Annotated in this window: 1 protein-coding gene; it reads right to left on the bottom strand. The window is 52.1% G+C overall.

Annotated elements, in window-relative coordinates; all coding sequences use genetic code 11:
• The coding region (locus Q0932_RS20475; protein ID WP_299357116.1) for an integrase core domain-containing protein at positions 1–516 on the bottom strand (516 nt) is incomplete at both ends.

Here is a 516-nt window from a genome sequence, read left to right as displayed (position 1 = left end):
TTTGGTGTTGTAGTGTTTCCTCCATTCTTCGATGATGATTTGAGCCTCCCTAAGCGAGTAGAAGATTTCTCCGTTCAACAGCTCATCCCTCATTCGACCGTTGAAGCTTTCGCAATATCCATTCTCCCATGGTGATCCCGGTTCGATGTATGCCGTCTTGGCGCCGACAGCGGCAATCCAATCCCGAACCGCCAGTGCAACAAACTCAGGGCCGTTATCTGAACGGATGTAGGACGGCGTGCCTCGCAGGATGAATAAGTCGGTCAGAGCATCGATGACATCGATGGAATTTAGCTTCCGTTTGACCCTGATCGTTAGGCACTCCCGACTGAACTCATCAATGATGTTCAGTATACGAAAGGCCTTTCCGTCATCTGTGCGGCAATGAACGAAGTCATAAGACCACACGTGATTGCGATGCTCTGGCCGAAGTCGAACACATGACCCGTCGTTCAGCCAGAGGCGCCCTTTCTTCGGCTGCTTGTGCGGAACCTTCAGCCCCTCTCGCTTCCAGAG

It is taken from the genome of uncultured Shimia sp. (genome assembly GCF_947498095.1).
Taxonomy (GTDB): Bacteria; Pseudomonadota; Alphaproteobacteria; order Rhodobacterales; family Rhodobacteraceae; genus Shimia.
Note: the sequence above shows the minus strand (reverse complement) of the source record. Positions and strands in the feature narration are given on the sequence as shown.